The sequence below is a fragment of the Enterococcus sp. S86.2 genome (assembly GCF_059834485.2).
In genome coordinates this window covers 1914852-1940510 of sequence record NZ_CM206813.1, presented here as the reverse complement: position 1 = coordinate 1940510, position 25659 = coordinate 1914852, and the positions used below count along the sequence as shown (strand labels likewise).

Here is a 25659-nt window from a genome sequence, read left to right as displayed (position 1 = left end):
ATTTTTGCGTACTGCCGTTTTTCAAGTATTGCTAAGTACAAAAAGCGTCTAATTCGTCATACCTGGTGATTTAACTTTCTTCTGTTTTTCTTAAGAAAAGGGGCGTAAAAAATGCTATTTCAAGAAGGCGTAGAAGAATTTTTGTTGGATTGTCGGGTAAGAAATTTGTCTAAAAGGACGATTGAAACGTATCGATCCCAAATACGGGTTTTTAGTAGTTACATATTTTCAGAGTTCGAACTAGATAAGTTGGAAGAGATCAAGAAACCTCATGTAAAGAGTTTTATCTTATGGATGAAAGAAGAACGCAGTGCAAATTATATTAATCAGATTCTAAAAGCTCTCAGAACCTTCTATAAGTACCTTTTTACGGAAGAATATATTGATCGTAACTTTATGCTAGACATTCAATATTTGAAATCAGAGAAACGCTTAATCAATACTTTTAACGATCAAGAGGTAGCAGCGATGATTGGCTTCTACGATCATTCAGGATTTGTCAATCAACGGAATCGACTAATTATTGAAATTATGGCTGATTGTGGTCTACGTGCAGAAGAAGTCCGCTGCTTATCAAATGATAATTTTAAGGGTACTTTCTTTCAATTAATGGGAAAAGGTCGTAAAGAACGGGTTGTTCCTATTTCGCAATATCTGCAATTGTCCATCAAAAAATACCAGAAAACAAAACGAGGTTACTTTAATAATTTGCGCAATTATCGTGAAATAGATGATTATCTTGTCGTCAATAAATCTGGTAAGAAAATAACTAATAATGTTCTTTTGGAGAAGATAGTCAAAGATGCAGCAAATGGAATTGGGGTTAGAGATGAAGTCAAACGAAGAAGTTGTCATAGCTTAAGACATTATTATGCACAGAAACTATTGAAGAGTGGGGTTAATCTCTATACAATTAGTCGCTTATTAGGACATTCCAATATTAAGACAACACAAACCTATCTCAATTCCTTGAGCGATGCGGATATTTTGGACAATACAAAAGTCACACCATTGGAACGGTTATTAAGAGAGGGGAAGATGTGATGGGAATGAAGAAATGTTTGATTACAACAACATTTGAATAAAAATAATTTGAGAAATTCTAAGACCGCTACTGGATCAGAAAGTGAGTAGGAAATTCGTGCATCCCCATTATGTTTCGTTATATGTATCTGAGTAAATTGGTGCTGATGGTCTAGTTATTTTCACAATCAGTCTAAATATAGGCATAATAAGATCCATTAGTGTAACTTGGAAATATTTAAGTAGTCAAATCAGTGATAAATTTATCGATAAGTATACAAAATAAGTACATTGATGAATTTGAAATAAATAAGAAGTCCGTATAAACTTGATTATTTAGTCAGTCTATTGAAAAGTTATCTACCTAAGATATAATGATATGGAGTAATAAATTGGAGGACTATCATGTCAGAAACGTTTTTGCTGAAAGAAATTAAACAGGTATTATCTCAATTTAGTAAATATTGGGATAATGAAACATTGATGAAAAACAAGGTTTCAGAAGATTTAAGAAATTATGAACCTGGATTAATTACAGCCTTATTATCTAACGAAAATATAAAATCACAATTTGAAATATCTATCAATGAAACAAGCATATTCAAAATAGAAGAGTTTATCCAATTACTTACTTATAAAGATTTTTGGGAAAATAGCTATACAAAATATTCCAACAAAATCGGGTTAACAGCTAACGAAAAATATTTGGATTATAATTCAGACTTAGTGCTAGACTTTCCATTTAAAGATTGTATTTTAGAAGGTGGTATGACTAAAGAAGAGGTAGGCAAAAAAGAAGTTTACTATAACAAAATCATTGCTCGTGATGAAGTTGACACTTTATTGGCTCCTAAAGTATTCACTAACAGTAAAAAATACACTAAAGATAGTGAGCTTTTAGTAACAGAAATAAATGATACAGATAGCCTAATTATAAAAGGAAATAATCTGTTAGCTTTGTATTCACTCAAGGAAAGATTTACTGGGAGAGTCAAAATGATTTATATTGACCCTCCATACAATACTGGAAACGATGGTTTTAAGTATAATGATAGATTCAATCATTCTACATGGTTGACTTTTATGAAGAATAGACTTGAAATTGCAAAAGAATTACTTTCTGAAGAAGGTAGCATATGGATTAACATCGATGATGATGAAGGACATTATTTAAAAGTTCTAGCAGATGGTGTATTTGGCAGAGAAAATTTTATTAATACTATCATTTGGGAAAAAAAATATACTGTATCAAATGATGCTAAATTTTTTTCCGATAATCATGACTTAATTCTTGTTTACGGAAAATCTAAATTTTCATGGATACCTAATAAACTTCCAAGAACAGAAAAAATGAATCAAGCATATAAAAATCCAGACAATCATCCAAAAGGAGTATGGAAAGCGACACCCTTGCATGCAAAAAGTGGTTCTGATAAAGCGGAGAAATTTGAGTACAAATTTTCAAATGGAACTATATGGTCTCCACCTGAAGGAACATATCCCAGATTTTCAAAAGATACATTAAGACTATTAGATGAGAATAATGAAATTTGGTTTGGAAGAGATGGACATAGTATTCCTTCAAAAAAGACATTTCTCTGTGATTTAAAGAATGATGGAACGCCAAGCAGAACTGTATGGAGGTTTGATGAGGTTGGACATAATCATGAAGCAAGGGATGAAATAAAAAAATTGAATGTTGATATTATATTTTCCACTCCCAAACCAGAGAAATTAATCCAGAGAATTATTCATATTGCTTCCGATGAAGGCGATATAATTTTAGATTTTTTTATGGGGTCTGCTACAACGCAAGCTGTTGCTATGAAAATGAATCGTCAATTTATTGGAATTGAACAAATGGACTATATTAATACGGTATCTGTTCCTCGCCTTCAAAAGGTTATAGAAGGGGAACAAGGAGGGATTTCAAAAGACGTTAATTGGCAAGGTGGAGGAAGTTTCATCTACACAGAATTAATGGATTTAAATAATACCTATATTAACCAAATACAAGAGGCCCGGGATTCTACAGAATTATTAGATATTCTTGAAAGAATTAAGAAATATGCCGATTTAAACTACTTAGTAGAGTTAGAAAAATTAACAAATGGTTCTATTACTATTGACGAGGAGTCTAAAGAAAGCTTATCTTTTGAGGAATTACCCTTAGAAAAACAAAGAGAAATACTAATTGATGTGATGGACATTAATCAGCTATATGTCAGCTATTCTGAAATAAATGACTCAATGTATCAAATATCAGAACAAGATAAAGCCTTTAATCATTGTTTTTATGAGGAAGGTGATATCTAATGGCACAGTTAAAACTATTTGAATGGCTGTTTGGTAAACAAGATAAAAATAAGAAAGTGATGGTTACTGGAGAACTTAATAGTATCTTCTATGAGAAGAATAGTGAATCAATTCCATCATATATTCAAGATAATTTGAATGATAAATTAAGACCCTATCAAAAAAGAGCTCTAGAAGCACTGGAATTTTTATTAAATGAAAATTATTCAAGTGAAATAATCAATGCAGGATACCAAAATAAACATTTACTATTTAATATGGCGACTGGTTCAGGCAAGACAATGGTTATGGCAAGTATCATTCTTTATATGTATTATAAGTATAGATATCAAAATTTTCTCTTCTTCGTTAATACTGATGCAATTATTACTAAAACAAGGGAAAATCTTTTAAATCCTACCTCTTCTAAATATCTCTTTTCAAAAGACAGTATTATGATCGATGGAGAATATATCATCATTGAGGAAGTAAACGATTTTCCAATCAATCCAAATAAAAATACGATTTATTTAAAATTAACCTCTATTCAGGGATTACATGAGGAATTGAACAATCCTAGAGAAAATACCATTACCTATGATAGTTTGAAACAAAATGAGATAGTCATGTTGGGGGATGAGGCTCATCATTTTAACGCTGATACTAAAAAAAAGAAATTGTCTAAAGAAGAAGTAAAAGCCTTATCCTGGGAGAGAACTATTAATGATATTCTTTATCTGAGGAATGATAAAGGACAGGTAATAAATAATAAGTTGTTTGAGTTTACTGCTACATTAGATATGGAGAATAAAAGTATATTTGAAAAATATGTCGATAAAATTATTTATTCTTATGATTTAAAAGAATTTATGGAAGATAAATATTCTAAAAATGTTGTAAGACTCCAAGCAACAGAAACAGATGACGTCAAAATGATGGACGCCTTATTAATGAGTCAATACCGTAAACTTCTTGCGAGAGAGAACGGTATCTATATAAAGCCAATATTAATGTTTAAATCTAACACTATCAAAGTGTCCAATAATAAAGAAGAAGAGTTCAAGCGTCTGATAGGTGATCTATCCGTTGAAAATATGCTTGAGCATGTAAAAAAAAGGTTACTATCTGTATCAAAGGGATCAATTCTAAACACCATGTACAGTTATTATTTAGAAAAGGAAACTTTGGAGATAAATAAGATTATTATTGAAATAAAAGTGGATTTCCATTATTTAAATATATTAAATGCTAATGGAAAAGAATTGTTAAGTGTTGATAATGCAACATTATTAAATACTTTAGAGGAACCAAATAATCCTATTCGTGTTATTTTTGCGGTAGCCAAGCTTAACGAAGGGTGGGATGTTTTAAACCTTTACGATATTGTTAGAGTTGGTGAAGGCTCGTCTACAACTAAGTCAGCAACGGATAGTGAAGCACAATTAATTGGACGTGGGGCAAGATACTATCCTTTTACCTACAATAAAAACAAATCTTATCGAAGAAGATTTGATTTTCAGTCAACAGAATTAGGTGTTTTAGAAACTCTTTATTATCATACAACTAATGAATCGGCTTATCTTAAGAATCTAGAGAAATCATTAGATGCTATTAATTTAGATACAAATGTAGATGGGACTCAGAAAGTATTAGAAGCTAAGTTGAAAGAAAAATTCAAGAAAAGTGATGTCTTTAAATTTGGTAACTTATATGAAAATGAAACTAAAGAGACCACAGCAAATGACTATGATTCGCTATATTCATATGGAATAGAAGGAACATGGGAAATAGAATATATCTCACGAGTAGCAGAGAAAAATTTATTAACTAATCAAATGGATCAATTGGCAAGTAGTAACATAAGTTATCTAATGTCATTAGAAGAAACTATTGTTAGAAAAGCAATGCAGAGAAATAAATTTTTCCATTTTGATAGACTAAAGGAATATGTACCTATACTAAGCAGTAAAAAAGATTTTATGGAAAATGAAAAATTTTTAGGAAATAAATCAATAAGAGTATACCTTCCGAATCATATGCCACCAAGTCAATTAACAAAAAAAGATAAATTAATAATTACAGAAAAATATTTATCTTATGTAGAAGATAAGATAAGACTAAACTATCATAAGATTCACGGTTTAAAAACTTTTAAACCAATTCCAATTAGAGATAGAGTTAAAGACTATACTATCTTGGCAACAGATAAAGATTATAATCATGAACGAATTAGCCAAAGAATAGTAAATGAACCGACTAATAGTTTGAACTGGTATATTTATGATAGGGCAGTCATGAATAACTTAGAATATTCTTTACTTAAATTGCTAGATAGCTTTTATAATACGATACGAGAGAAGTATTCAACGGTATTTCTAATAAGGAATGATGAAAGGAGTACACGTTTAACCATTAGGGAATTTGATAGTGTCAGAGGATTTATGCCTGACTTTATTCTTTATCTTCAAAATGAAGAGCATATTTTACAAGTTTATATTGAACCGAAAGGTGATCATCTTGTCGCGACTGATATGTGGAAGCAAACCTTACTTGAAAAAATACAAGTAGGAGAAGGTATTACTATTCTTGGCGAGGATGAGAATGTAAGGTTATCAGGGGTGAAATTTTTCAATGAACTACAACGTGATGATTTTATAGAAGACCTTTCTGAAGTAGTAAACGATGGGGAAAGTTTAGAAAAATTAATATAAAGTAAATACACAATAAAATCAGTAGTTTTTTTGAACAAAGTTGATTGTTGTTTTATTTTAAGGGATGATACTCTAAAAGCAATTGTCCACGAACTGACTGTTGCAATCAAAAATAATATGAGTGTCGATTGGTCGGTTAGGGAAAGTGCCCGTGCCAAGATGCGAGTGACTGTACGTAGATTGTTGAAGAAGTATGGGTATCTACCTGATTTGCAGAAGATGGCCGTAGATAAGATTGTGCAGCAGGCAGAGTTAATGGCAAGTACGGTATAGCTACCGTGGTTCAAAAACGTCAAAATATCGATGTTATTGAACCATGATACACTTGTATTATTTTTGTGGAGAATTAAAAATTGTAGTTTGTTATTATTTTTGAGGAGTAGATATCAGTGAGTTTACCAACATATGAGGAGTTGTATCCATATACTTTACAATCATTATCTGATGGATTACCAAAAGCTATTAAAGAAATCCGAGAAGAAGTTGCCAATGATTTGAAATTGACTCAAGAACAAATAAACTTTCGTTTGGAATCTGGAATTATTCAGTATAATAATCGAATAGCTTGGTCATTATCCTACTTGAAGCAAGCTGGTGCAGTTACAAGTCCTAATCGTGGAACTTATCGTATTACTGATGTAGGTTATAAATTGTTGAAATTGGATTTCATTGATAATAGCAAATTAATGCAATTTGAGTCATTTAGAAAATTTAAGAATAAATCTCATGAGGAAAAAAGCGCAGAAGATATTAATAATGATGAAGAAACCCCAGAAGAAGCAATTATTAGTAAGGTAGAGTTAATCGATGCAGAACTCAGAGAAGATATTCTTGCGAAAATTCTTGAAAACTCTCCCTTTTATTTCGAAAAAATTGTGCTGAAGCTACTAAATGCAATGGGGTATGGTGATGGTAGTTTATTAACTGCTAAGAGTGGTGATGGGGGCATTGACGGAATCATCAATGAAGATCCATTAGGATTTCATAATATTTATGTCCAAGCAAAACGTTGGAATCCCAGTAGCACTGTTGGACGGCCTGAAATTCAGAAGTTCAAAGGTGCTATGGATGATAAATATGAAGGCTTAAATCAAGGTGTATTTATTACAACAGCTAAATTTTCTAATGAGGCAAAAGAATACGTTAATAATTTGAAACTAGCTAAAATTATGCTAATAGATGGTGAAAGGTTGGCTAAAGAAATGATCCGTCATAAAGTTGGAGTTAATGTTAAGCAAGTTGTTGAAATTCATGCAATTGACTTGGATTTTTTTACAGAGGATGAGTAATTCGATTCGACCGCAGCTGATAACGTAAGAGAATATATCAAAAAAAGTCGAGTTGTTCAACTCGACTTTAAAATTATTTCTTCATCAAAATTTGATTTAATAAGCGGTACAGGGCAAATGTTAGCCAGAAACCAAATCCAAAGCCAATCAATGTGATTTCTAAAGCATCGATTGCGGGGAGATGGGCATCGGGCATCGCCAGATCAATCAATGCAAGGATGAGTCCAATCACAATAAATAAGATTCCCAGCTTGATTAGATATTTAAAAGAATGAATATAGAAAAATGCGGGATTGTGTTGGAGTTCGCTAGTTCTGAATTGTTCGATTATTTCTTTTTCAGCGGTTTCTCGTTTAGCACCATTTTGGACTTGATCTTCAACATAATCGTTCATCAACTGTTTGACTTCTTCACGCTCATCTTTTGAAACGGTTAAGGATGCAACGAATGTGGCAATTGTATGATAATTTTTATATAATGGGTTTATTCGCAAATTATCAATATAATTTAGAATCGCCCAAGAGGCTGCTAAGAGTATCGCTGTAAAATACACCAAAATAAAAATGAAGCCAGTTTCTCTTGGTCCGATAAGAATATCGAGCAGGTAACAACCAAAAAATAAAAGAATTGAAATCAAAAGAAGGGTTCGATACCGTATTTCCTTAAAATCAATAATGTGCACTTTCAAAATGACTCACCTCAAATTATTTTTTTTACTATAGCAGACAATGTTTTAAAATCGTTCTTTATTTCCTCAAAATGTGCTAAGCCGCTTTCGGTGATATGATAATACTTTCTTTTTCCGCCATGCGTTTTTTCACCCCAATAAGACTGAATCACTTCTTGTTTTTCCAATCTTTTTAGAGCTAAATATAAGGTTGCTTCTTGGATCTCAAAAATATTGCCTGATTTATCAGATAGGATCTTAGAAATCTCATAACCGTAACTGTCTTGTTCTTTCAAAACAGCCAGAACAAGTAGGTCGATATTTCCTTTTAACATTTCTTTATTCATGGGCTACTCCTACGTTTTTTATAAACTCTTCTCCTATCATACCTAAGAATTTATCAAATTACCAACGCAATTGTTTTTTTAGATTTTGCTTTTTTTGAAGAGATATTTTTTGAACCAATCGGCTGTCAAACTGTAGATAACTATTGCCGAAAAAAACCAAAAAGCTGCTAGCGAGACACCGCCGATGAGATCACTAAAATGATGGGCGCTGAAATATAAGCGCGAAATTAAAATACTAATCCAGCTGACCCAAACAAGGTTTTTGGCAATGAAGTTGAGTGCGGGCTGTTTCAGTAACGGGATGATAACAACTAGCAGTGTCAAACAAACCAAAGTACTGCCGACAGCATGACCGCTTGGAAAAGAGCCACCATCGTCTTCTAATAAGTGGCCAAGAGGACGTTCTCGCTGAAAAAATAATTTCATTATCACGCCGACAATCCCGCCTGTCGCAATAACACCTAAAAACCAAATGACTAAGAAATGATAGCTCCTGATCCATAATGGAATGGATAGTATGAAGGAAAGTAGTACCAGCGGTGTCGCATCGCCGTAAGTAGCAAAAAAAGTCATCAGATCGTTAAAAAAGTTTCCATGATAAGTCATTTGTGGGTGGCCGAAAATATGCTGAATCTGATTGGTTAAAAAGGAATCGATCGTTAGAATCGTTTTATTTTGTAACCAAATCAAACTAGAGGTGATAGTAAAAATCAATAAACAGAATAATGCTGAATGGATGTCTTTCTTTTTAAAATGTATGAGGTTCATAGTTTTCTTCCTTTACTAAATATTATTAAGTACTTAACTACTAAATAATATAAAGTAATCTACTGAAAAATGCAAGGTACTTATTTTTAAAGATTTTATTAACGACCACGTCAAAAATATCTTTGTGGTTGCGTGGAAAGTATTGACCGACTATCGATACTTAAATAATTTCAGTCAAAGTGGATAAATTCTTTCGTTATCATTTACCGACTTTTCCTGATGGCCGCGTTAAACTTGCACAAAAAAGCTATGAAGAATTTTCTTTATAGCTTTAGGATCTAATATTCTTGATGCAATGTATGAAGTGCATGAGCAACGGTTGGAGGTTGGATAGGACGATCCGTATTTTTTTGCCAAAGTTATTGGAATTGTTTTTCTACTTTTGGCTGCATCGAAGTAAAGACTAATTTCTGCTCGTGCAATGCGGCGATTGAAAAGTAATCAGCAAAAGTATCTAACGTGGTCAAGTCGATACTAGGTACACCACGAAGTGAAAAGATGAGGCCTTCTTTGATCGAGTTCTTGTTTTAATTGATTGGTAGACATGAAGAATAATGATCCAGTAATATAGATAATTGCCAATCAGAACCGACAGTAGAAGCTGGCAAATTAATTCTTTGCCACTCGATCTCTTCTGTGATGATTGAGATTTTTTCGCTTTTAGTGATAAAGAAAATGCAGCTGAAAATAATGCCGATAACAATCGCGATACTTAAATCAAAAACGATCGTACTCAACACCGTAACAGAAAACAGCAACAGCTAGGTTCGATTTTTTTTGAGAATCATCGTTTTGATTGTGGAGCAATCCGCCAGCTTGTGATAAGTAAGACGCTGGCAAGTGCGGCCATCGGTATCTGTGACGTAACTGGAGCAAAAATAATCATGGAAGAAAAATAAGAAAAGTGAGTGAAAAATTCCAGCTAATCGTGTTTGGGACCTGATTAGATAGCTACGGCCACATAAAAGAGCTAAAATAAAAGCAGGTGAAAAATATTTTAAAGCTATAAATACAGATATTTGATTTAAACGTGTCAGAGATGAGTCAGAAATTAGGATGTAGTATTTTCTATTTAAGTTTTTTCCTGCATTACAGGGTAATATTTGTTAATGATGCTACCGTGGTTCAAAAACGTCAAAATATCGATGTTATTGAACCATGATACACTTTGTCTAACAACTAGGAATAGTTATTGTTTGATATCTGTTATGTAAAATGAGTATTTTATAAATCAATAAAGTATGGATTTCAAAATAGTTTGATAACGTAGATTAGCTAATACGAGATTCTAAGCTTAATAGGCATGCTTTTAAATAGACTAATTTGGCATATCAGAATTGCTGGTATGCTATTTGTTTTGCAAATAATATAAACGTAATCGTATATTTTCCAGTCCTATGATTGTTATGTGACTGATGATAATGAAATAGGATCTATTACTAAATAAGTTTCTGTGATAAAAACACTCCAAATTTTCAAAAATAAAAAAGACTTTTATTAGATAAGTCTTTTTCCCTATAAGTTCAGTAACTTTATTTTTTTAAAAACCATATCTTTTAAGTGCGTAAAATTACGCATTTGAAAACAGAAAAATGTGTTGATATATAAGTGTTTCAAAGGCTATAATTGTCTCGAAAAGGAGGGATATCAGATGAAAAAAATAACTTATAATAAGAAAAAGAAATCAAATCCATTTTTTTCCGATGATATAAATAAGTTAGGTTATGAAATGAGCAAAATGGAAGAAAGGTTTCTAACTTGTCTATATGATTTCTGCAAAGATAGGATGGTTATAATATTATTTCAAAACAAGTTGATAATTAAGTTTGATCGAGAGATAAGCTTTTATGCTGGGAAACGAAAGCGTACTGGTCCAGCTCTATCGATTGAAAATCATGAAAAGATTTTGGTAGGGGCGTATACGAGGATTAAGGCTCCTAGTGGTAAGTTAGTACCTAATACAAAATTTAAGTTGGATTCATTGGTGAAAATTTCTATATTCGAAGAGATTGATTTCAAACTTTATAGTAAGGGGGGAGATACACATGCCGAAGAAGAAGAGTGATAAAATGGATAGATCTGCTCCTCCAAATCTAAAAACAGATAATCCTAAAATCATTGAAACAATAGAAGAAAAGAAAATAAGATGGAGTAATTTTTTTAATAAAAAACTGTCAGTTGAATATACTGAGCAGGACTATGAGGATACTTTTTTCATTGTTCCAAATCAAATATTTGAAAATAGAAAAATGAAAATAATAGAATTGTTATCTGATAACACTGATGAAATCGCAGTTTTGATGGCTATCTGTTCTAAGAAGTTAATAGCGGATTACACAGCTGGTAAACTCGAAACAAATCTTTTCTCTATAGATGATATCACGCTACTAGTATACGGTAATAAAAGTCAAAGATCTGAACTAAACGGCTATAAAAAAGAAACATTACAAGCAATAGAAAATCTAAACAATTTAGAGTTCATCAAAATAGATTTTTTATCTTCTTTAGGTTTGTATAAAGCAACAATTGATTTTAAAAATGATGATGAGAAAGTTAGCTTTACCAAAATTTGGTATAATGATTTTTTTAAAATTATGAATTTGACAAATCATAAAAGTAAACGAATCTCACTCCTCTTAGTGTATTTAGCTATTGCGTATAGGATATTTGAAACTGATAATAGCAATTATCGAGCTACTGATTCACTTGGTTCAATAGCTAATGCAATGAATCTATCTAGCACGACAGTTTCAAACAGACTAAAGGAATTGGAAAACAAAAATATCCTCATTTCAGTGTCTGTTGTTTGCCCTTCAGATAAGTATATAGAACAGCGATGCACATCCTTATTTAGACATAGAAATAAATTTGTAGATAGGTTGAAGGAATCTTTGAGTAGAAAAGAGTTTATTGATGTTGTTCGGCCTAGACCCGAACCTGAATACGTTTCAAAAAGCAATAATGATTTGTTCCCAGATACAATTGAAGAATTGATTTCTTCCTTAGCTGCATAGCCTTCGTACTCTTCTTTTTAAGTACCCTTCTTTAAGTACCTCTGATTACTATTGAAAAATATTAGATTGTATTAAATGAATAGTTAGGATAAGAAAATAATTGATAGATATGGAAATTAAAAAATAGGGGTAGATAAATAAATGACAAATACAAGTTTAATTGAAGATAGTATATGTGATCAATGTGAACAAGCAATCGATCATGTACGGCATAGTCTTCGTACTCTTCTTTTTAAGTACCCTTCTTTAAGTACCTCTGATTACTATTGAAAAATATTGGATTGTATTAAATGAATAGTTAGGATAAGAAAATAATTGATAGATATGGAAATTAAAAAATAGGGGCGGATAAATAAATGACAAATACAAGTTTAATTGAAGAAAGTGTATGTGATCAATGTGGACATGCAATCGATCATGATGAAATATATTTTACAAATAAAATAAAAAGTTGGCATCGTTCTTGTCTTGAAAAATTTGAGGAAAATAATAGAATAAAGCAGTTTTTAAATGAGGATAGTGATGTTGATATTGAAGATTGTGCAATTTATTTGATAGAAAATGTGTTGGATACTTATCATGGGAAATTTATCGAAGGATCGAAACTTTATAATAGTTTGCTGGGAAAATTGCGAGGCATTATTGATAATAAACAGTTTGTTAGTAAAAAAGAGTGGCAAGATGTTGAAAGCAAAAGTAATAAAATAAGATTCTTTTTTGAGTGTATAGTTGAAAAAAAAGCAATACTTCGTGGAAAAATGAATGAAAGATATATATTGAATAGTTTTGACTCAGCAAGTTTTGCTATGAACGTATTAGTGAAATCACTTAAAGGGTATTATGATGACCGTGAAAATGAACTAAAGAGACGAAAACGAGAAGAAGAAAGATTTAACAGCATAGAATGTAAGGAAGTGCCACGAGCGCCTTATCATAAAAAAGGGGGATCTGCTTTCAAAAAGAGTGCTGCTTGGTTAGAAATATTTTCTGAAAGTAAAGAAGAAAGTGAAGAAAAGGCAGAAATTGCTGTATTATATGAAGATCGCGAAACAAATAATGTGGCATAACCAAAATGTCCAGAAAATGACCATTTTCTGGACATTTCGCATATCTGTTTAAATAGTAGTATTTCTTATACAAAAAGTGTTCATAAACTCGTAATAAAATCTATGTTCAGTTATATACTTTTAATTAAGTTATGTTACACTAGGGATATCGAGGAGATGACATAATGAAAATAGGGTACGCTAGAGTATCAACTGGATTACAGAATTTAGATTTACAACTTGATAGTTTGAATAAATTTGGGTGTGAGAAAGTTTTTACAGACCATATTAGTGGAGCAAAAAGCCATCGTCCTGGATTGGAATCTGCTATAGATTTTGCTCGTAGTGGAGATGAGATAGTTGTTTGGCGGTTAGATAGGTTAGGTAGAAATATGGAAGATCTAATTACTTTGGTAAATAGAATGAATGAACGAGGCGTGAGTTTTCATAGTCTCCAAGAGTCAATTACGATGGATAAATCCAGTTCTACGGGGCAATTAATGTTTCACCTTTTCGCAGCATTTGCTGAGTTTGAGCGAAATCTTATTTTGGAAAGGTCCGAAGCTGGACGTGCTGCCGCCAGGGCGAGAGGAAGAGTAGGTGGCCGACCTGAAAAGCTAACTGGAAAGGATTTAGAGTTATTAAAAACTCTTGTTGACAACGGAACACCAATAAAAACGATTGCTGAAAAATGGAATGTATCACGTACAACAATTTATCGTTATTTGTCCAAGATTGAATGAGCTCAACGATTATCAGCAATTGAAAGTTATCTTTATAAATAGTGTAGTTTCATGATAATTTAAACGAAACTTTAAATCTGTTGAATAGAATCAAGGAAGCATTGAGGTGGAGAATTGTGTTCGAAAGGCCTATCTACTTAAATAAGATGATACAGCTCAAAGATTCTGATGCCATCAAAATTTTGACTGGAGTTCGTGGTTCGGGAAAATCATCCTTAATGAAGTTATATAAAATACACTTGATCAATGAAGGGATACCAGATAGGAATATTGTCTATATGGATTTCGAAAGTTATGACTGTCAATCTATCAACAATCAAGAGAGGTTAAGAACAGCTTTAAACAAATTGAACCTTCAAATCCAAGATGGAATCTACTGGTTGTTTGATGAAATACAATTAGTAACTGGTTGGCAACAAGTGATAAATGATCTAAAAGCCAATTCTGATTGTGATGTTATGATAGCTGGCTCAAATTCTGATGTCCTTTCAGACGAATTATATGGTGGCTGTAGTGAGATCTCAGTTCATCCGTTGTCATTCAAAGAATTTTTACAGGTGAAACAGATGTCATCAGATTCAAAGACCATCGATGAAGTTTATGATGAATTTGAGAAGTATGGTGGGATGCCAGCAGTCTTGCTAACACATGAAGAATCAAAAAATACAGCCCTTCAAGGAATATTTGCTAGTAGTGTTTTAAGAGATGTTGTATATAAATCATTTATCAAAGATTCAGCATCATTAAAAGGTGTTATCAGTTTTTTGTTAACGAATATTGGCTCATTTTTGAATGCATCTAAAATCTCGAATACTTTGAATGATAGAGGAGTAGTAACTTCTGTCCCTACAGTAAGACGATACCTAAATCTCTTGGAAACAAGCTATCTGTTTGATAAAGTAAAGAAATATGACATTGAGAATCATGAGTATCTAAAAACAAATAGCAAGTATTTCGTGGTTGATTCTGGTTTGAATAGAAGTACGCTTGGACAAGCTGCTGATAACATTAGTTCTATGGAAAGCATTGTATATATGGAATTAAAGCGACGAGGCTATCATGTTGATGTTGGCTATTTGGATAATAGAGAAATAGGATTTGTCGCTACACGGCTAGATGAGACTGTATATGTTAGGAGAGTTTTTGATTTGTCAGAGGCTATTGATGCAACGGAAGGTTTCAATAAAATTAATGACAATTGTAAGAAGATGTTGGTTAGCAGCTATTATCAAGAGATAAAGCAAGAGAATGATATCGAGATTAAATATATCGTTGACTGGTTATTAGAATAAATTATCAAGTAGCTTGTCCTATTGTGGAAGTAAGCTAATTTGAAGAAGCATAAAATAAACAGTGATAAAGTGATAGTTCCTTTTAGTGAGAAAGCAAATAGGGAACTACCACTTTTTATTTTGGTCATTTATCGGTTAATAATCGGTATTTGGAGGCTTCATTGTCAGAGGTAAGTTGTATTTAAACAGGATAATATACATATTGATTCTAGTGGAGGAGTTTTTATTATTTTACTGGAGATTTATAAAATCCACATTTTATAAATGATAATTGGTTATTTAAACTAGTCGTAGCGTTGACTTGCTTATTGTTTTATATAGGTTTTTGTTAAATTTATATTTACTATAATTGTTATCTATATTATTCTTTAAATATGCTAGCATGATTTTACCTAAAAAGAAAATAATTCGTATGAATAGTCTTCAGAAAAATGGGGGGATGATTTTCTCGAAAAGGCTCATTTTTTTATGCCAAGAATTAGGAAGTTGGTTTATTCACTCGCCATAAAAATTTACTGGAGTTATGAGTAGTGCAAGAAATTGAAGTAGTAGATATCAGTAAGAAAGGTAGAAAGGAAAAACTAGCCATTGTGGTTCCTGATGAATTAATTAAAACGGTTACCAAAAGGATCCCCAATAAAGCTGGATTAAAACTTTCGATATGATGGTAAAACCTATGCAAATTGATTATGTATCTGATTTACATTTAAGTCATTACGTTTCGCTAAAAAAGAATCCGCAGAAGCAGTCTGATCAAGTCCAAGTATTTATTGAGAAATACTTTATTTCTAATTCCAAGGGTCAAGTATTAGTCCTAGCAGGAGATTATTCGGAGTACAACTTGCAAACTATTACGATGATTGAAACTTTTGCCTTGTATTATCGGCATGTATTGGTTGTCTTTGGAAACCATGATCATTATCTTACATCACAGTCGCAAAGGAAAAAGTATGATTACTGCTCAGAGAATCGCTTGTTAGAAATACAGAATCATTTTAGTGAAATTGCTAATGTTCATATTCTTCAGAATCAAGTTATTACAATTGATAACGTAAAATTTGCTGGGACGAGATTATGGTACAACTTAACTTCACCAAAGAGCTTTGAGTTTTATAAAAATCAAAGTAATGACAGCCAATTTATTTTTTCTTGTCGGGATAATTCTACATCTGTTTGGAAGGAATACCATGATCAAGATTTGTCTTTCTATAATTCATTAGCTGATATTGATGTCATGGTTAGTCATATCCCTCCAGTTCAACCTATAAAGAGTTTATTTCCATTTAATGAATGTTACGTTTCTTCAGTAAATGATTTTAAAGCGAAACGATGGATCTGTGGTCATCAACATTTAGTTGATAGTTTTGAAAAACAGGGAGTTGTCTTTTATATGAATGCGATTGGCTATCCTTGGGAAGATAACGAACTATCGATTCAATCATTTACTATTTGAAAGTGGTGATCAATCAGTGAAGAGATACGATATTAAACCGAGTCATATCAAAAAAGTTGAAAATACCAATAAAGAGAATCAAGATAATCAGCGTGATAATTTGCTGGAGCGGATGAGAGCGAAGGAGAAAAATAGGGCAAAGTCAGAAGGTTCAAAAGGCTCCTCTGATTCAATCAAGAAAGATAATAAGAAGATTTTAGACCAATCTAAGCAAGATGAGATAGTTAGACTTAATAATCAAATTTCTAAGTTAAAGCGTGAACTCAACAATTGTAAAAAGGAGGCAGCAATCGAGAGGAAAAAATGTAGAATTGCAAAATCTAACTTAAAGGAACTCGAAAAAGCTTCTTCTGAACGTATTAATGATGTGTTAAAAGAAGCTGATGATATCAGAAAACAAGCTAGACATGAGCTGGAAGAAGCAACTCAATTATTGGAGGAGTTGCAAGCTGCAGGTTGGGATCGTGATAATGATTCTATCAAGGAACTTGAATTAAGAAATGAAGCAATACTATTTTTAATACATGAGCGGATAAAGAACAGTAAATATGTAAGTAAGGTTCAAAATCGTGAACAAAATATCAATAAAAAAGTTAGAAATATTGAGAAAGAATTATCAGACTTAAAAGATGGCAAAATTGAGTATCAGAAGATAGTTGCTCGGAAAGATCGACAATTTGAAAAATTACAAAAGGAAAAAGATTCTCTGCAAGCTCGTTATAATAAATTACAAAAAAGCATTCATAGATTGAAAAGTACTAATGCACAAGATGTTATTCCAAAACTAATCCAACAATTAGATAGTCGTACTTTTCGAAGCTTTAATCAATTGAACACGCTGTTTGAGAAGTACCAATGGATATTTAAGTATAATTCACAGAAACCTAGTGATAATAAGTCTGATGTTCTATACGGATTTTTGGAAGTAAGAAAAGGCGATGCATTGTATTTTCATGATATCAACAATGAAATAATGTTACCAATAACTGTTCATAAAGGATTTAAAAGAAAAGATTTATTAATAGATGGCATGGCAATCCAAGTATTTCGGAAATTGGAAAATCCTGACTCTGTCTCATTAGGATATTGTTACCCGATTGTTGAAAAAACTAACTCAAGCAAGAAAAACCAAAAAGAGAAAACTGAGTTAAGGGCAGGAAAAGAGATAAATCATCCATTTGCTAATGAGAAAGTACAAAAATGGGCTGCTGAAATATCAATATTGGTAGTTGGAAACAAGCATGTAAAAGCTTTTGTTAATCAACTAGCTAAATATGTAAAAAGTGTCGAATATATTGATGCCTATGAAAAAGGAGAAAAATATACTTTTGAAAGGATTCGCTCTGTAGACTATTCTTTTATAATGTTAGACAGTGTTCCGCACACAATTTCAACATTTATTAAAACCTTTGATCCTTTAGAGAAGAAAATTCAGATCTTTAAACTTGCAAATGAGGAGGACGGCTTAATCCGATTGAATTATTTGTATTGGAACCAAGAGGAAGACGAACAAAAAATTTGAGAAATGATAATCTATTTAAATAGTATAGAATACATTCGATGTGTTTTAGTTGGAAAAACAGGAGGTATATAATCTATGGGAACGAAAAAGACGATGGATGGTAAAGATATATATGATTATATTTGGGATGACTATAGAAAACTAGAAAAGAACACTAAAGTTTTTTTAGACAAGGGTAAAAAGGTAGCGGAGTTAAGAGCTTTTTTATATCATTTTCAATCTATTTCGGATCTTTCAATGGTGACCGATGATGAAAATGAATGCTATCAAATAGATGGGGGAGATCATATTCCCGCTGAATATTTTGAAAAGATTCGATCTGTCATGGAAGAGATCTTAGTATCATCAGAAAATGAGTTTAATGATTTAGCTAATTCACTTAAGTTACCTAATAGTATACTAGAAGAGAATATTACGGTAGTGTAAGGAGTTTAGTTTCTGGTTGAATTTTTAATACGCATACAATTGGAAGGAATTTTGTTATGAAGACGCTAGGTGATAAGTTACGTAATTCTCTAATAACATCATTAAAGGAACAAGTCATTACTTATCTTCAAAAGCAATTTATGCCAGATTATTCAACGGATAGGATTTATGAACGGATAAATTCTTTCTTAAAGACTGTTGAATTATCAATTGAAGCTAAATTTGAAATAAGCAAATATAGATTGTCTATTTACCAGGAAACAGACGACTTCGATGAGAGGAGTATTTATTGGCATATTTCTCTCATAGATGAAGATGATGATATGTATGCAATAGATTTTATTCCACTCATTGAACTATTGAATTACCCTGTTGAAGGATATCAAGAAAATGCAGCGCTTATTGGGGATGTAATCTGGGAATTAACCTTTGATGGATGGATAGTGGAGGAGCAACAAAAACGAATATCTGAGATGAAAAAACGGTATGAGGAGTAGTGTAAACTCATTTTAGTTAAATAGACAAGTATTTCTAAAAAGAAAATTACACCTAGTTAGCAATACTACCCACTTTCTATTTTGAAGGGGTTGTTGCACCAATGCTGAAGTGATAATATTCTTTATATAATAGAAGAAAAAAATCACAGGTAAAGCCGACCGGATTGCTAAATACAACCAATTATTACGTATCGAAGACCAATTAGGCGAAGTTGCTGAATACAAAGGCGTTAACGCATTCTACAACTTGAAAAACAAATAATCATTGCTTAGTTTAAGACCACAGACAGTTTTGTCTGTGGTCTTTTTTTTGTCTCTATGCAAAAATATAAAATTCTACACGAATAGTCATTTTAAAGAAGTTGGTTTCTGTCTGCTTCATACTCAGCTTTTCTTATAGCTGTTTCTAATTCTTATTTAACAGGAAGCGGTATTTTTATTTGTCGTAGAAAGATTGCACAAGAGATAAAGACAACGCCTAAAACAGCAGGGCTAAAGTGGCTAAAGCGATAAAGTTGCCCGGCAATAATAGGACCGATAATCCGTGCCAAAGCTTGGATGCTTTGGGCACCGCCTTGTACTTGTCCTTGGGTATTTTCATCAGCAGATTTGGAAAGCAGGCCGTTAAATGCAGGGTTAAAGATAGCATCGCCTAAACTAAAAATTATCATGCCTAAAACAAAAATGATTGCTTGATGGGTAAGATAGGCGCTACCAATAAAGAGATAGCCGAAAATTTCTGCTGTCATACCCAAGGAGATAATTTTTTGATCGGAAAAATGTTTCAAAAGTAAAGGCATAATAAAGGTTTGAGATAGAATATCTAAAATACCGATCAGCGAGAACATCAGACCGATAATTGTCGGTTTCCAAGCAAAAGTATCGATTGAAAATTGTGAAAAAATTGCCTGCAAGCCGCCATTAGGTAACCAAAGTAAAAAGGCGGTAAATAAAAGGCGATTAATGATGGGTAACTTTAAAATGGTAAGCAATTGCTTTAAAGGATTCAATTTTTGAAAAGAAATGTTTTGACTTCTTCTTTCTTGTGACAAGCTTTCAGGCATAAAAAAGAAACCATAAGCTGCATTCAATAAGCTAATTGCGGCCCCAACAAAAAATGGGGTGCTGTTACCAAAATTAGCTAACAAGCCACCGATAACTGGTCCTAGTGCGGTACCAATACCTACAATGGCGCTAATCCAGCCAAAATATTGTGTTCGTTTTTCAAAGGGCGTAATATCGGCAAAGTAAGCGAAAATCGCTGCGATTTCACCGCCGGTAATGCCGTCAATGATGCGTCCTAAGAACAATAGCCATAACGAGCCACCGACACCAAAAATACTATAACCGATGGCGGCCCCAATTAAACTGAAAATCAAAATCGGGCGTCTACCAAAGTGATCACTTAATGCACCTAAAATCGGCGCTGCTAAAAACAGTGCGGTTGCATAAGCTGCGGCTAAACATGTTACAACGCTTGCTTGTTGACTAACCTTAACATAAGGTGCGACTAAAAATGGTAAGACTGGATTTACAATCGTTAGGCCTAGTCCGGTTAAAAAGACTGAAATAAAACCAAAAATTAATGCATGTTTATTTGAATAAGAGTGGTTCATCGAAATTTCCTCCAATGTAATTTTGTTTCTTTGTTAACAAAAACGAGTGTAAAACTTTTATGTTTCTTTGTCAACAAAAAAAGCCACACGCATGATTTACTTTCAAGTGTGTGGCTTTTACAAATTATTGATTAGAGTAAGCTAGGGGATTAGCGGGATTTTGGCAATTTTTTCAAGTGTTCACGGTAGCGGCCGATAAAACGAAAAACAGTGTCAAATTCTTCATCGGTCATATTCGTAAAAACTTCTTTATCACGATTGGCAAAGCGCTGATGTAGCATTTGGTGGGTTTGGTTAATGTGTTCTCCTTGAGTTGTTAAACGAAAATAGATTTCTTTTTTATTTTCAGGTAATTGATAACTGGTGATTAACTCTTTTTCCATTAGTTTTTTAGTTAGTTTACTAATGGCACCGCGGGTCATATAAGTAGCATTGGCTAACTTGGTTACGTTGGGATGAGTGAGTAATCCGATTTTTTCAAGCAACTCAATTTCGTTTAGTTTATACCCTTTTAAGGCACTTTGCATTTCTGGTCGATTGAGCCAAACTAATTCATTCGTTAAATCCATCAGTTGACCCATCAGTACTTGTTGACGCTGCATAATTTTCACCTTCAATAAAATATGTTCTGGCGTAAGTATAGCATGTTTTTTATCGGTACCAACGTAAAAGATTTGAAAGAGAAAAATAAAAGGTTGAAAAAAACGATAAAAAAACATCAATTTTCTATTGTCATTTTGAAGATAATTGCGTATAGTTAATTGCGAGTGAGAATCATTATCAATTAGATAGTTAGGATTGTGCATGTGAAAAAAATAGGAATCTTTTTACTTGTCATTTTATGTCTGTTTTCAATTTTTATTGGTGTGGGAGAAATGCACCTTACTGGTTTGATAGCTGGAACAAAGAGCCAATGGCTTCTTTTAGAAGAAACGCGTTTACCTCGGACTGTCAGTATTGTTTTAGCGGGAAGTATGCTAAGTGTTTGTGGTCTTGTGATGCAAAAGGTATTACAAAATCGTTTTGTTTCTACGAGTTCGATTGGCATGATGGACTCAGCTCGTTTTGGAATCTTACTAGTCATGTTATTTATGCCCAACAGTAGTATCTGGCAACGTTCCTTTGTTGCTTTTATTTTTAGCTACATTGGTGTTTTAGCTTTCCTATTTTTGACCCGGCTATTGCCAAAAAATAACCCATTAATCGTTCCATTAACAGGTATGATGTTTGGTAATGTGATTGGTGCACTTGCCAATTTTTTTGGCTATCAATTTCAGTTGGTGCAAAATATGTCTTCTTGGTTACAAGGAAATTTTGCGACAATTATGAAAGAAGATTATCGTTTGATTTATTTAACGATCCCGGTGTTTATCATTATTTTTTTGTTGTTACAACAAATTATGGTGTTAAGTTTAGGTGATGATTTGGCGCAAAATTTAGGGGTGAATGTTAAATTAATGCAGTTTTGCGTCTTGGGCTTAGTCGCATTAGGCTCTAGTGTTGTTTTAATCATGGTCGGCAGTATCCCTTTTTTAGGGATAGTCGTGCCAAATCTTGTGACGTGGTATTTCGGAGATCATTTGAATCACTCCTTGGCTTTTACTGCCATTTTCGGTGCAAACTTCTTATTAATTTGCGATTTATTGGCCCGCGTGTTAATTGCCCCCTACGAGTTGCCAGTTAGTGTTGTCGTCGGGGTGATTGGTGGCATTATTTTTCTAACGTTAATTATAAGGAGGCGCAAATTTGCATGAAAATTTATGGGATAAAAGTTCTATTGCTAACGCTTTTAGCCTGCCTTTTAGTAGGACTATATCTAAGTTATGGGACATATGGAAATTGGTCTTTTGCCTTGGAATTGCGAGGAAAGAAGCTTTTAGCCTTCATCTTAGTTGCGATTTTAACCACAGTTAGCACGATTACTTTTCAAACATTGACGCAAAATAAGTTTTTAACCCCTGGTATCTTGGGAATTGATCAGTTATATGTACTGGTGCAAACAGGCTTGTTTTTTCTACTAGGTGGTGTGAATCTCTTGGCAGAAAAGTCAACGGGATTGTTTTTATTGAACATTATCTTAATGGCAGGACTCAGTGTTGTTTTTATTGTTTTTTTTCTAGGAAAATCAGGAAAAGACTTATTTACTCTCTTACTAGTGGGGATGGTTGCCTCAAGCTTATTTTCAAGTATTAGTACTTTTTTGCAGGTTTTAATGGATCCAAATGAATATGATTTATTGCAAGGACGGCTTTTTGCTAGTTTTAGTAATGTTTCAAGCCATCATTTAGTTATCAGCGCAGGATTATTGCTGATCATTGTTGGGTTTTTCTGGTATTTTACCCCTGAGTTAGATGCCTTGCACTTAGGAGTCGATTTAGCTGTCAATTTAGGGATTTCGGTTGCTTTTTTACAAAAGTTATTGCTATTTTTGATTGCTGCCGCTACTGGAATTGCTACGGCTTTAGTAGGCCCCACAATCTTTTTAGGTTTTGTGATTGCAACCATTAGCTATGAAGTCTTCCCTAAGGAAAACCATCGCCAGCTTTTTGTAGGAGCCAGTTTAATTGCGGTAATCTTTTTAGTTGGCGGCCAATTTTTATTAGAACAAGTATTCGGCTTAAAAACGACAATCAGCATTTTAATCCAATTTATTGGGGGATTATTTTTTATCATTAAAATTATTTTGGAAAGGAAAAAGGCATGATTGAAGTTAAAGAAGTAAGTAAAGTGTATCAACAAAAAATTGTTCTAGATAAAATCGAACTCCAACTTCCTAAAGGTGAGCTCGTTGCCTTTATTGGTCCCAATGGTGCCGGCAAAAGTACCTTGTTAAGTATTATGAGCCGCCTGCAAGGCGAATTTAGCGGAGAACTTTTTATTGATAATGGTGAAATCAGAACATGGCATTCCAAAGAATTAGCCAAACGACTGGCCATTTTAAAGCAGAATAATCAACTTCAAGCACGCTTAACAGTAGCCGAATTAGTCGCGTTTGGTCGCTTTCCGTATAGTCGTGGTCGTTTAAATGAAGCAGATAAAAAAATTGTATCTACGTCCATTGCTGCCATGTCTTTGACAGATCTCTCGGCAGCTGAGTTGCAAAATTTATCTGGCGGGCAATTACAAAGAGCCTATATCGCCATGATTTTAGCACAAGATACAGAATATATTTTATTAGATGAGCCATTAAACAATTTAGATATGAACCATGCTAATCAGATGATGCGCCTTTTAAAAAAATTAGTAAAAGAAACAAATAAAACGATTTTCTTAGTTATTCACGATATTAATTTTGCTGCCGCTTTTGCCGATACCATCGTCGCCTTGAAAGATGGTGCGTTATTCAAGATAGGGACAGCCGCAGAAGTCATTACTTCTGAAGTTTTAGGTGAGCTTTATGAAATGGAAGTACGGGTTTGTGAGTTGATGGGAAAACGAGTCTGCATGTATTTTGACGCAACAGATATTAGCGGTTAACCGCTTATCAATAACTTTTTTTGGGAGGATATGATGAAAAAAACAGTTTTAATGGTGATAGCAACGGTGATGTTGGTATTAGCCGGATGTAGTAATAATAGTAGTGCCGATACAAAAGAGTCAACGGCTGCAAAAGATAAGAGTGAAGTGACAATTCAAGATGCTAATGGCAAAATAACCGTGCCCAAAGCGCCAAAAAAAGTAGTCGTCTTTGACAATAGTGCTTTAGATACGATGAATGTTTTAGGTGTTGGCGATAAAGTAGTGGGTGCTGCAACAGATAACTTGCCTGATTTCTTACAAGACTATAAAAAAGTTGAATCTGCAGGTGGAATTAAAGAACCAGACCTGGAGAAAATTAACGCATTAAAGCCCGACTTAATTATTATTTCAGGGCGGCAACAAGATTTTCAAAAAGATTTAGAAAAAATTGCGCCCACGATTTTCTTTTCAACGGATAATAACGATACGTGGGGCTCGATTCAAAAACAAGTAAACGCCATTGCTAAAATCTTCGATAAAGAAGCAAAAGCGAAAAAAGAAATTGCTTTGTTACAAGAAAAAATTGATGCCACACATAAAAAAGCCTCTACTAGTGGAAAGGCATTGGTATTATTAGCAAATGAAGGCAGTATCTCAGCTTATGGTAAAGGTTCTCGTTTTGGCATTGTCCATGATACCTTTGGCTTTAAAGAAGCTGATGATAAAATCAAAGCTTCAACACATGGACAAAATGTTTCTTATGAATATGTATTGGAAAAAAATCCTGCAATTATCTTTGTCGTAGATCGCACGAAGGCAATTGGTGGGGATGATAGTCAAAATAACGTTGCCGCTAATGAATTAGTGAAACAAACAGATGCTGGCAAAAATCAAAAGGTCATTAGTTTAGATCCAAGCGTTTGGTATCTGGCAGGTTCAGGTTTAGAGTCTGTTAAAATCATGCTTGAAAATGTCAATCAAGCCTTTTAATACTCTTCAAAAAGCGTATCTTAGTGATTGTCACTAAGGTGCGCTTTTATTATTGCGAATTTGTATTGTTTGTATTATAATTTATAATACAAAGGGGTGAGAGCATGTTATTAGAGATCAACACACGTTCTGAAATTCCAATTTACCAACAATTAAGCGAGCAAATAATTATGGGGATCGCAACTGGCGAACTTGCAATCGGTGAAAGTTTGCCAACGGTACGACAATTGGCAGACGAATTAGGCGTTAATACGATGACGATTTCAAAATCGTACAATCAATTAAAAGAAGCGGGCTATTTAATTACCGACCGCAGAAAAGGCTCCGTTGTGACTTCGCCGCAAGCATACCAAGAGGCAGACAAAACAGACTTAAAAAAACGATTGGCACAGCTATTAGCAGAAGCCAAAATTCACCAACTAAAAGAAGTGGAATTACAAACGTTTGTTGCTGATATCTGGTCGGATTTTCCAGAACTGGAGGAAAAAAAAGACTAGCTTT

At 33.2% G+C, this 25659-nt stretch carries 26 protein-coding genes and 2 pseudogenes; 22 read left to right on the top strand and 6 right to left on the bottom strand.

Annotation, left to right across the window (positions count from 1 at the left end; translation table 11 throughout):
• Window positions 1-111: 111 nt before the first annotated feature.
• The 6 genes and pseudogenes from AC6R0T_RS09150 to AC6R0T_RS09125 form a co-directional block, all read left to right on the top strand.
• Window positions 112-369, top strand: a pseudogene (locus AC6R0T_RS09150) (phage integrase N-terminal SAM-like domain-containing protein); the annotation flags it as partial.
• 27 nt (window positions 370-396) lie between these two features.
• Complete coding sequence (locus AC6R0T_RS09145; RefSeq protein WP_526159886.1) at window positions 397-1044, top strand: tyrosine-type recombinase/integrase; 648 nt, start codon at window positions 397-399, stop codon at window positions 1042-1044.
• A 384-nt stretch (window positions 1045-1428) separates the two neighbouring features.
• Window positions 1429-3339, top strand: coding sequence for a site-specific DNA-methyltransferase (locus AC6R0T_RS09140; protein ID WP_303754667.1), 1911 nt, complete (start codon window positions 1429-1431; stop codon window positions 3337-3339).
• On the top strand, window positions 3339-6029 hold the full coding sequence (locus AC6R0T_RS09135; protein WP_303754668.1) for a DEAD/DEAH box helicase family protein: 2691 nt from the start codon (window positions 3339-3341) through the stop codon (window positions 6027-6029). The genes AC6R0T_RS09140 and AC6R0T_RS09135 overlap by 1 nt, the downstream gene beginning before the upstream one ends.
• Window positions 6030-6059: 30 nt before the next feature.
• Entirely contained in the window at window positions 6060-6302 is a 243-nt protein-coding gene (locus AC6R0T_RS09130; protein ID WP_303754669.1) for a type I restriction enzyme endonuclease domain-containing protein, read from the top strand.
• 116 nt (window positions 6303-6418) lie between these two features.
• The gene (locus tag AC6R0T_RS09125) at window positions 6419-7318 is read left to right on the top strand and encodes a restriction endonuclease (protein WP_303754670.1); all 900 of its coding nucleotides are present in this window, start codon (window positions 6419-6421) and stop codon (window positions 7316-7318) included.
• 73 nt (window positions 7319-7391) lie between these two features.
• Here the strand turns inward: AC6R0T_RS09125 and AC6R0T_RS09120 are convergent, their stop codons facing one another.
• The 4 genes from AC6R0T_RS09120 to AC6R0T_RS09105 form a co-directional block, all read right to left on the bottom strand.
• Window positions 7392-8006 (bottom strand): hypothetical protein, encoded by a 615-nt coding sequence (locus tag AC6R0T_RS09120; RefSeq protein ID WP_303754671.1) that lies wholly within the window; start codon window positions 8004-8006, stop codon window positions 7392-7394.
• An 11-nt stretch (window positions 8007-8017) separates the two neighbouring features.
• Window positions 8018-8332, bottom strand: a complete 315-nt coding sequence (locus tag AC6R0T_RS09115; RefSeq protein ID WP_303754672.1) for a PadR family transcriptional regulator — start codon at window positions 8330-8332, stop codon at window positions 8018-8020.
• Window positions 8333-8410: 78 nt separating this feature from the next.
• The gene (locus AC6R0T_RS09110; protein ID WP_303754673.1) at window positions 8411-9100 is read right to left on the bottom strand and encodes a phosphatase PAP2 family protein; all 690 of its coding nucleotides are present in this window, start codon (window positions 9098-9100) and stop codon (window positions 8411-8413) included.
• Window positions 9101-9627: 527 nt separating this feature from the next.
• Window positions 9628-9837 (bottom strand): hypothetical protein, encoded by a 210-nt coding sequence (locus AC6R0T_RS09105; RefSeq protein ID WP_303754674.1) that lies wholly within the window; start codon window positions 9835-9837, stop codon window positions 9628-9630.
• A 914-nt stretch (window positions 9838-10751) separates the two neighbouring features.
• Between AC6R0T_RS09105 and AC6R0T_RS09100 the strand changes: the two genes are divergently transcribed.
• The 11 genes and pseudogenes from AC6R0T_RS09100 to AC6R0T_RS09050 all read left to right on the top strand — a co-directional run.
• Window positions 10752-11165: a hypothetical protein gene (locus AC6R0T_RS09100; RefSeq protein ID WP_303754675.1), complete on the top strand. Its 414-nt coding sequence runs from the start codon at window positions 10752-10754 to the stop codon at window positions 11163-11165.
• Window positions 11146-12114, top strand: a complete 969-nt coding sequence (locus tag AC6R0T_RS09095; protein WP_139900955.1) for a hypothetical protein — start codon at window positions 11146-11148, stop codon at window positions 12112-12114. Before AC6R0T_RS09100 ends, AC6R0T_RS09095 begins: the two co-directional genes overlap by 20 nt.
• 356 nt (window positions 12115-12470) lie before the next feature.
• Window positions 12471-13181, top strand: coding sequence for a hypothetical protein (locus AC6R0T_RS09090; protein WP_303754676.1), 711 nt, complete (start codon window positions 12471-12473; stop codon window positions 13179-13181).
• Window positions 13182-13345: 164 nt separating this feature from the next.
• Entirely contained in the window at window positions 13346-13903 is a 558-nt protein-coding gene (locus tag AC6R0T_RS09085; protein ID WP_071868677.1) for a recombinase family protein, read from the top strand.
• 116 nt (window positions 13904-14019) lie between these two features.
• Window positions 14020-15195: an ATP-binding protein gene (locus AC6R0T_RS09080; RefSeq protein WP_303754677.1), complete on the top strand. Its 1176-nt coding sequence runs from the start codon at window positions 14020-14022 to the stop codon at window positions 15193-15195.
• Window positions 15196-15725: 530 nt separating this feature from the next.
• Entirely contained in the window at window positions 15726-15860 is a 135-nt protein-coding gene (locus AC6R0T_RS09075) for a hypothetical protein (protein ID WP_016171464.1), read from the top strand.
• 11 nt (window positions 15861-15871) lie between these two features.
• Window positions 15872-16648: a metallophosphoesterase family protein gene (locus AC6R0T_RS09070; RefSeq protein ID WP_303754678.1), complete on the top strand. Its 777-nt coding sequence runs from the start codon at window positions 15872-15874 to the stop codon at window positions 16646-16648.
• Window positions 16649-16664: 16 nt separating this feature from the next.
• Entirely contained in the window at window positions 16665-18170 is a 1506-nt protein-coding gene (locus AC6R0T_RS09065) for a coiled-coil domain-containing protein (protein ID WP_303754680.1), read from the top strand.
• A 75-nt stretch (window positions 18171-18245) separates the two neighbouring features.
• Window positions 18246-18596, top strand: a complete 351-nt coding sequence (locus tag AC6R0T_RS09060; RefSeq protein WP_231453407.1) for a hypothetical protein — start codon at window positions 18246-18248, stop codon at window positions 18594-18596.
• Between the two features lie 56 nt (window positions 18597-18652).
• Window positions 18653-19093, top strand: a complete 441-nt coding sequence (locus AC6R0T_RS09055) for a DUF6557 family protein (protein ID WP_303754682.1) — start codon at window positions 18653-18655, stop codon at window positions 19091-19093.
• A gap of 151 nt (window positions 19094-19244) precedes the next feature.
• Window positions 19245-19355: pseudogene (locus AC6R0T_RS09050) on the top strand (hypothetical protein); the annotation flags it as partial.
• Between the two features lie 151 nt (window positions 19356-19506).
• Here AC6R0T_RS09050 and AC6R0T_RS09045 read toward each other — a convergent pair.
• Entirely contained in the window at window positions 19507-20709 is a 1203-nt protein-coding gene (locus tag AC6R0T_RS09045; RefSeq protein WP_303754683.1) for an MFS transporter, read from the bottom strand.
• Window positions 20710-20858: 149 nt separating this feature from the next.
• Window positions 20859-21311: a MarR family transcriptional regulator gene (locus AC6R0T_RS09040; RefSeq protein ID WP_230709512.1), complete on the bottom strand. Its 453-nt coding sequence runs from the start codon at window positions 21309-21311 to the stop codon at window positions 20859-20861.
• Between the two features lie 204 nt (window positions 21312-21515).
• Here AC6R0T_RS09040 and AC6R0T_RS09035 point away from each other — a divergent pair, with 204 nt between their 5' ends.
• From AC6R0T_RS09035 to AC6R0T_RS09015, 5 genes are all read left to right on the top strand, one after another.
• Window positions 21516-22463, top strand: coding sequence for an ABC transporter permease (locus tag AC6R0T_RS09035; RefSeq protein ID WP_303754684.1), 948 nt, complete (start codon window positions 21516-21518; stop codon window positions 22461-22463).
• On the top strand, window positions 22460-23413 hold the full coding sequence (locus AC6R0T_RS09030; RefSeq protein ID WP_303754686.1) for an iron chelate uptake ABC transporter family permease subunit: 954 nt from the start codon (window positions 22460-22462) through the stop codon (window positions 23411-23413). The genes AC6R0T_RS09035 and AC6R0T_RS09030 overlap by 4 nt, the downstream gene beginning before the upstream one ends.
• Window positions 23410-24186 (top strand): iron ABC transporter ATP-binding protein, encoded by a 777-nt coding sequence (locus tag AC6R0T_RS09025; RefSeq protein WP_303754687.1) that lies wholly within the window; start codon window positions 23410-23412, stop codon window positions 24184-24186. Before AC6R0T_RS09030 ends, AC6R0T_RS09025 begins: the two co-directional genes overlap by 4 nt.
• Before the next feature lie 33 nt (window positions 24187-24219).
• Complete coding sequence (locus AC6R0T_RS09020) at window positions 24220-25158, top strand: siderophore ABC transporter substrate-binding protein (protein WP_303754688.1); 939 nt, start codon at window positions 24220-24222, stop codon at window positions 25156-25158.
• A 104-nt stretch (window positions 25159-25262) separates the two neighbouring features.
• Window positions 25263-25655 carry a GntR family transcriptional regulator gene (locus AC6R0T_RS09015; protein ID WP_303754689.1) on the top strand — a complete coding sequence of 131 codons (393 nt, stop codon included), beginning with the start codon at window positions 25263-25265 and terminating at the stop codon, window positions 25653-25655.
• The last annotated feature ends 4 nt before the right edge of the window (window positions 25656-25659 follow it).

What these genes read in the sequence shown, in the direction of transcription:
- AC6R0T_RS09145 (WP_526159886.1), top strand. Translation starts at nt 397, where the DNA reads ATGCTAGACATTCAATATTTGAAATCAGAGAAACGCTTAATCAATACT.
- AC6R0T_RS09140 (WP_303754667.1), top strand. Translation starts at nt 1,429, where the DNA reads ATGTCAGAAACGTTTTTGCTGAAAGAAATTAAACAGGTATTATCTCAA.
- AC6R0T_RS09135 (WP_303754668.1), top strand. Translation starts at nt 3,339, where the DNA reads ATGGCACAGTTAAAACTATTTGAATGGCTGTTTGGTAAACAAGATAAA.
- AC6R0T_RS09115 (WP_303754672.1), bottom strand. Translation starts at nt 8,332, where the DNA reads ATGAATAAAGAAATGTTAAAAGGAAATATCGACCTACTTGTTCTGGCT.
- AC6R0T_RS09110 (WP_303754673.1), bottom strand. Translation starts at nt 9,100, where the DNA reads ATGAACCTCATACATTTTAAAAAGAAAGACATCCATTCAGCATTATTC.
- AC6R0T_RS09100 (WP_303754675.1), top strand. Translation starts at nt 10,752, where the DNA reads ATGAAAAAAATAACTTATAATAAGAAAAAGAAATCAAATCCATTTTTT.
- AC6R0T_RS09095 (WP_139900955.1), top strand. Translation starts at nt 11,146, where the DNA reads ATGCCGAAGAAGAAGAGTGATAAAATGGATAGATCTGCTCCTCCAAAT.
- AC6R0T_RS09090 (WP_303754676.1), top strand. Translation starts at nt 12,471, where the DNA reads ATGACAAATACAAGTTTAATTGAAGAAAGTGTATGTGATCAATGTGGA.
- AC6R0T_RS09085 (WP_071868677.1), top strand. Translation starts at nt 13,346, where the DNA reads ATGAAAATAGGGTACGCTAGAGTATCAACTGGATTACAGAATTTAGAT.
- AC6R0T_RS09070 (WP_303754678.1), top strand. Translation starts at nt 15,872, where the DNA reads ATGCAAATTGATTATGTATCTGATTTACATTTAAGTCATTACGTTTCG.
- AC6R0T_RS09060 (WP_231453407.1), top strand. Translation starts at nt 18,246, where the DNA reads ATGGGAACGAAAAAGACGATGGATGGTAAAGATATATATGATTATATT.
- AC6R0T_RS09055 (WP_303754682.1), top strand. Translation starts at nt 18,653, where the DNA reads ATGAAGACGCTAGGTGATAAGTTACGTAATTCTCTAATAACATCATTA.
- AC6R0T_RS09045 (WP_303754683.1), bottom strand. Translation starts at nt 20,709, where the DNA reads ATGAACCACTCTTATTCAAATAAACATGCATTAATTTTTGGTTTTATT.
- AC6R0T_RS09040 (WP_230709512.1), bottom strand. Translation starts at nt 21,311, where the DNA reads ATGCAGCGTCAACAAGTACTGATGGGTCAACTGATGGATTTAACGAAT.
- AC6R0T_RS09030 (WP_303754686.1), top strand. Translation starts at nt 22,460, where the DNA reads ATGAAAATTTATGGGATAAAAGTTCTATTGCTAACGCTTTTAGCCTGC.
- AC6R0T_RS09025 (WP_303754687.1), top strand. Translation starts at nt 23,410, where the DNA reads ATGATTGAAGTTAAAGAAGTAAGTAAAGTGTATCAACAAAAAATTGTT.
- AC6R0T_RS09020 (WP_303754688.1), top strand. Translation starts at nt 24,220, where the DNA reads ATGAAAAAAACAGTTTTAATGGTGATAGCAACGGTGATGTTGGTATTA.
- AC6R0T_RS09015 (WP_303754689.1), top strand. Translation starts at nt 25,263, where the DNA reads ATGTTATTAGAGATCAACACACGTTCTGAAATTCCAATTTACCAACAA.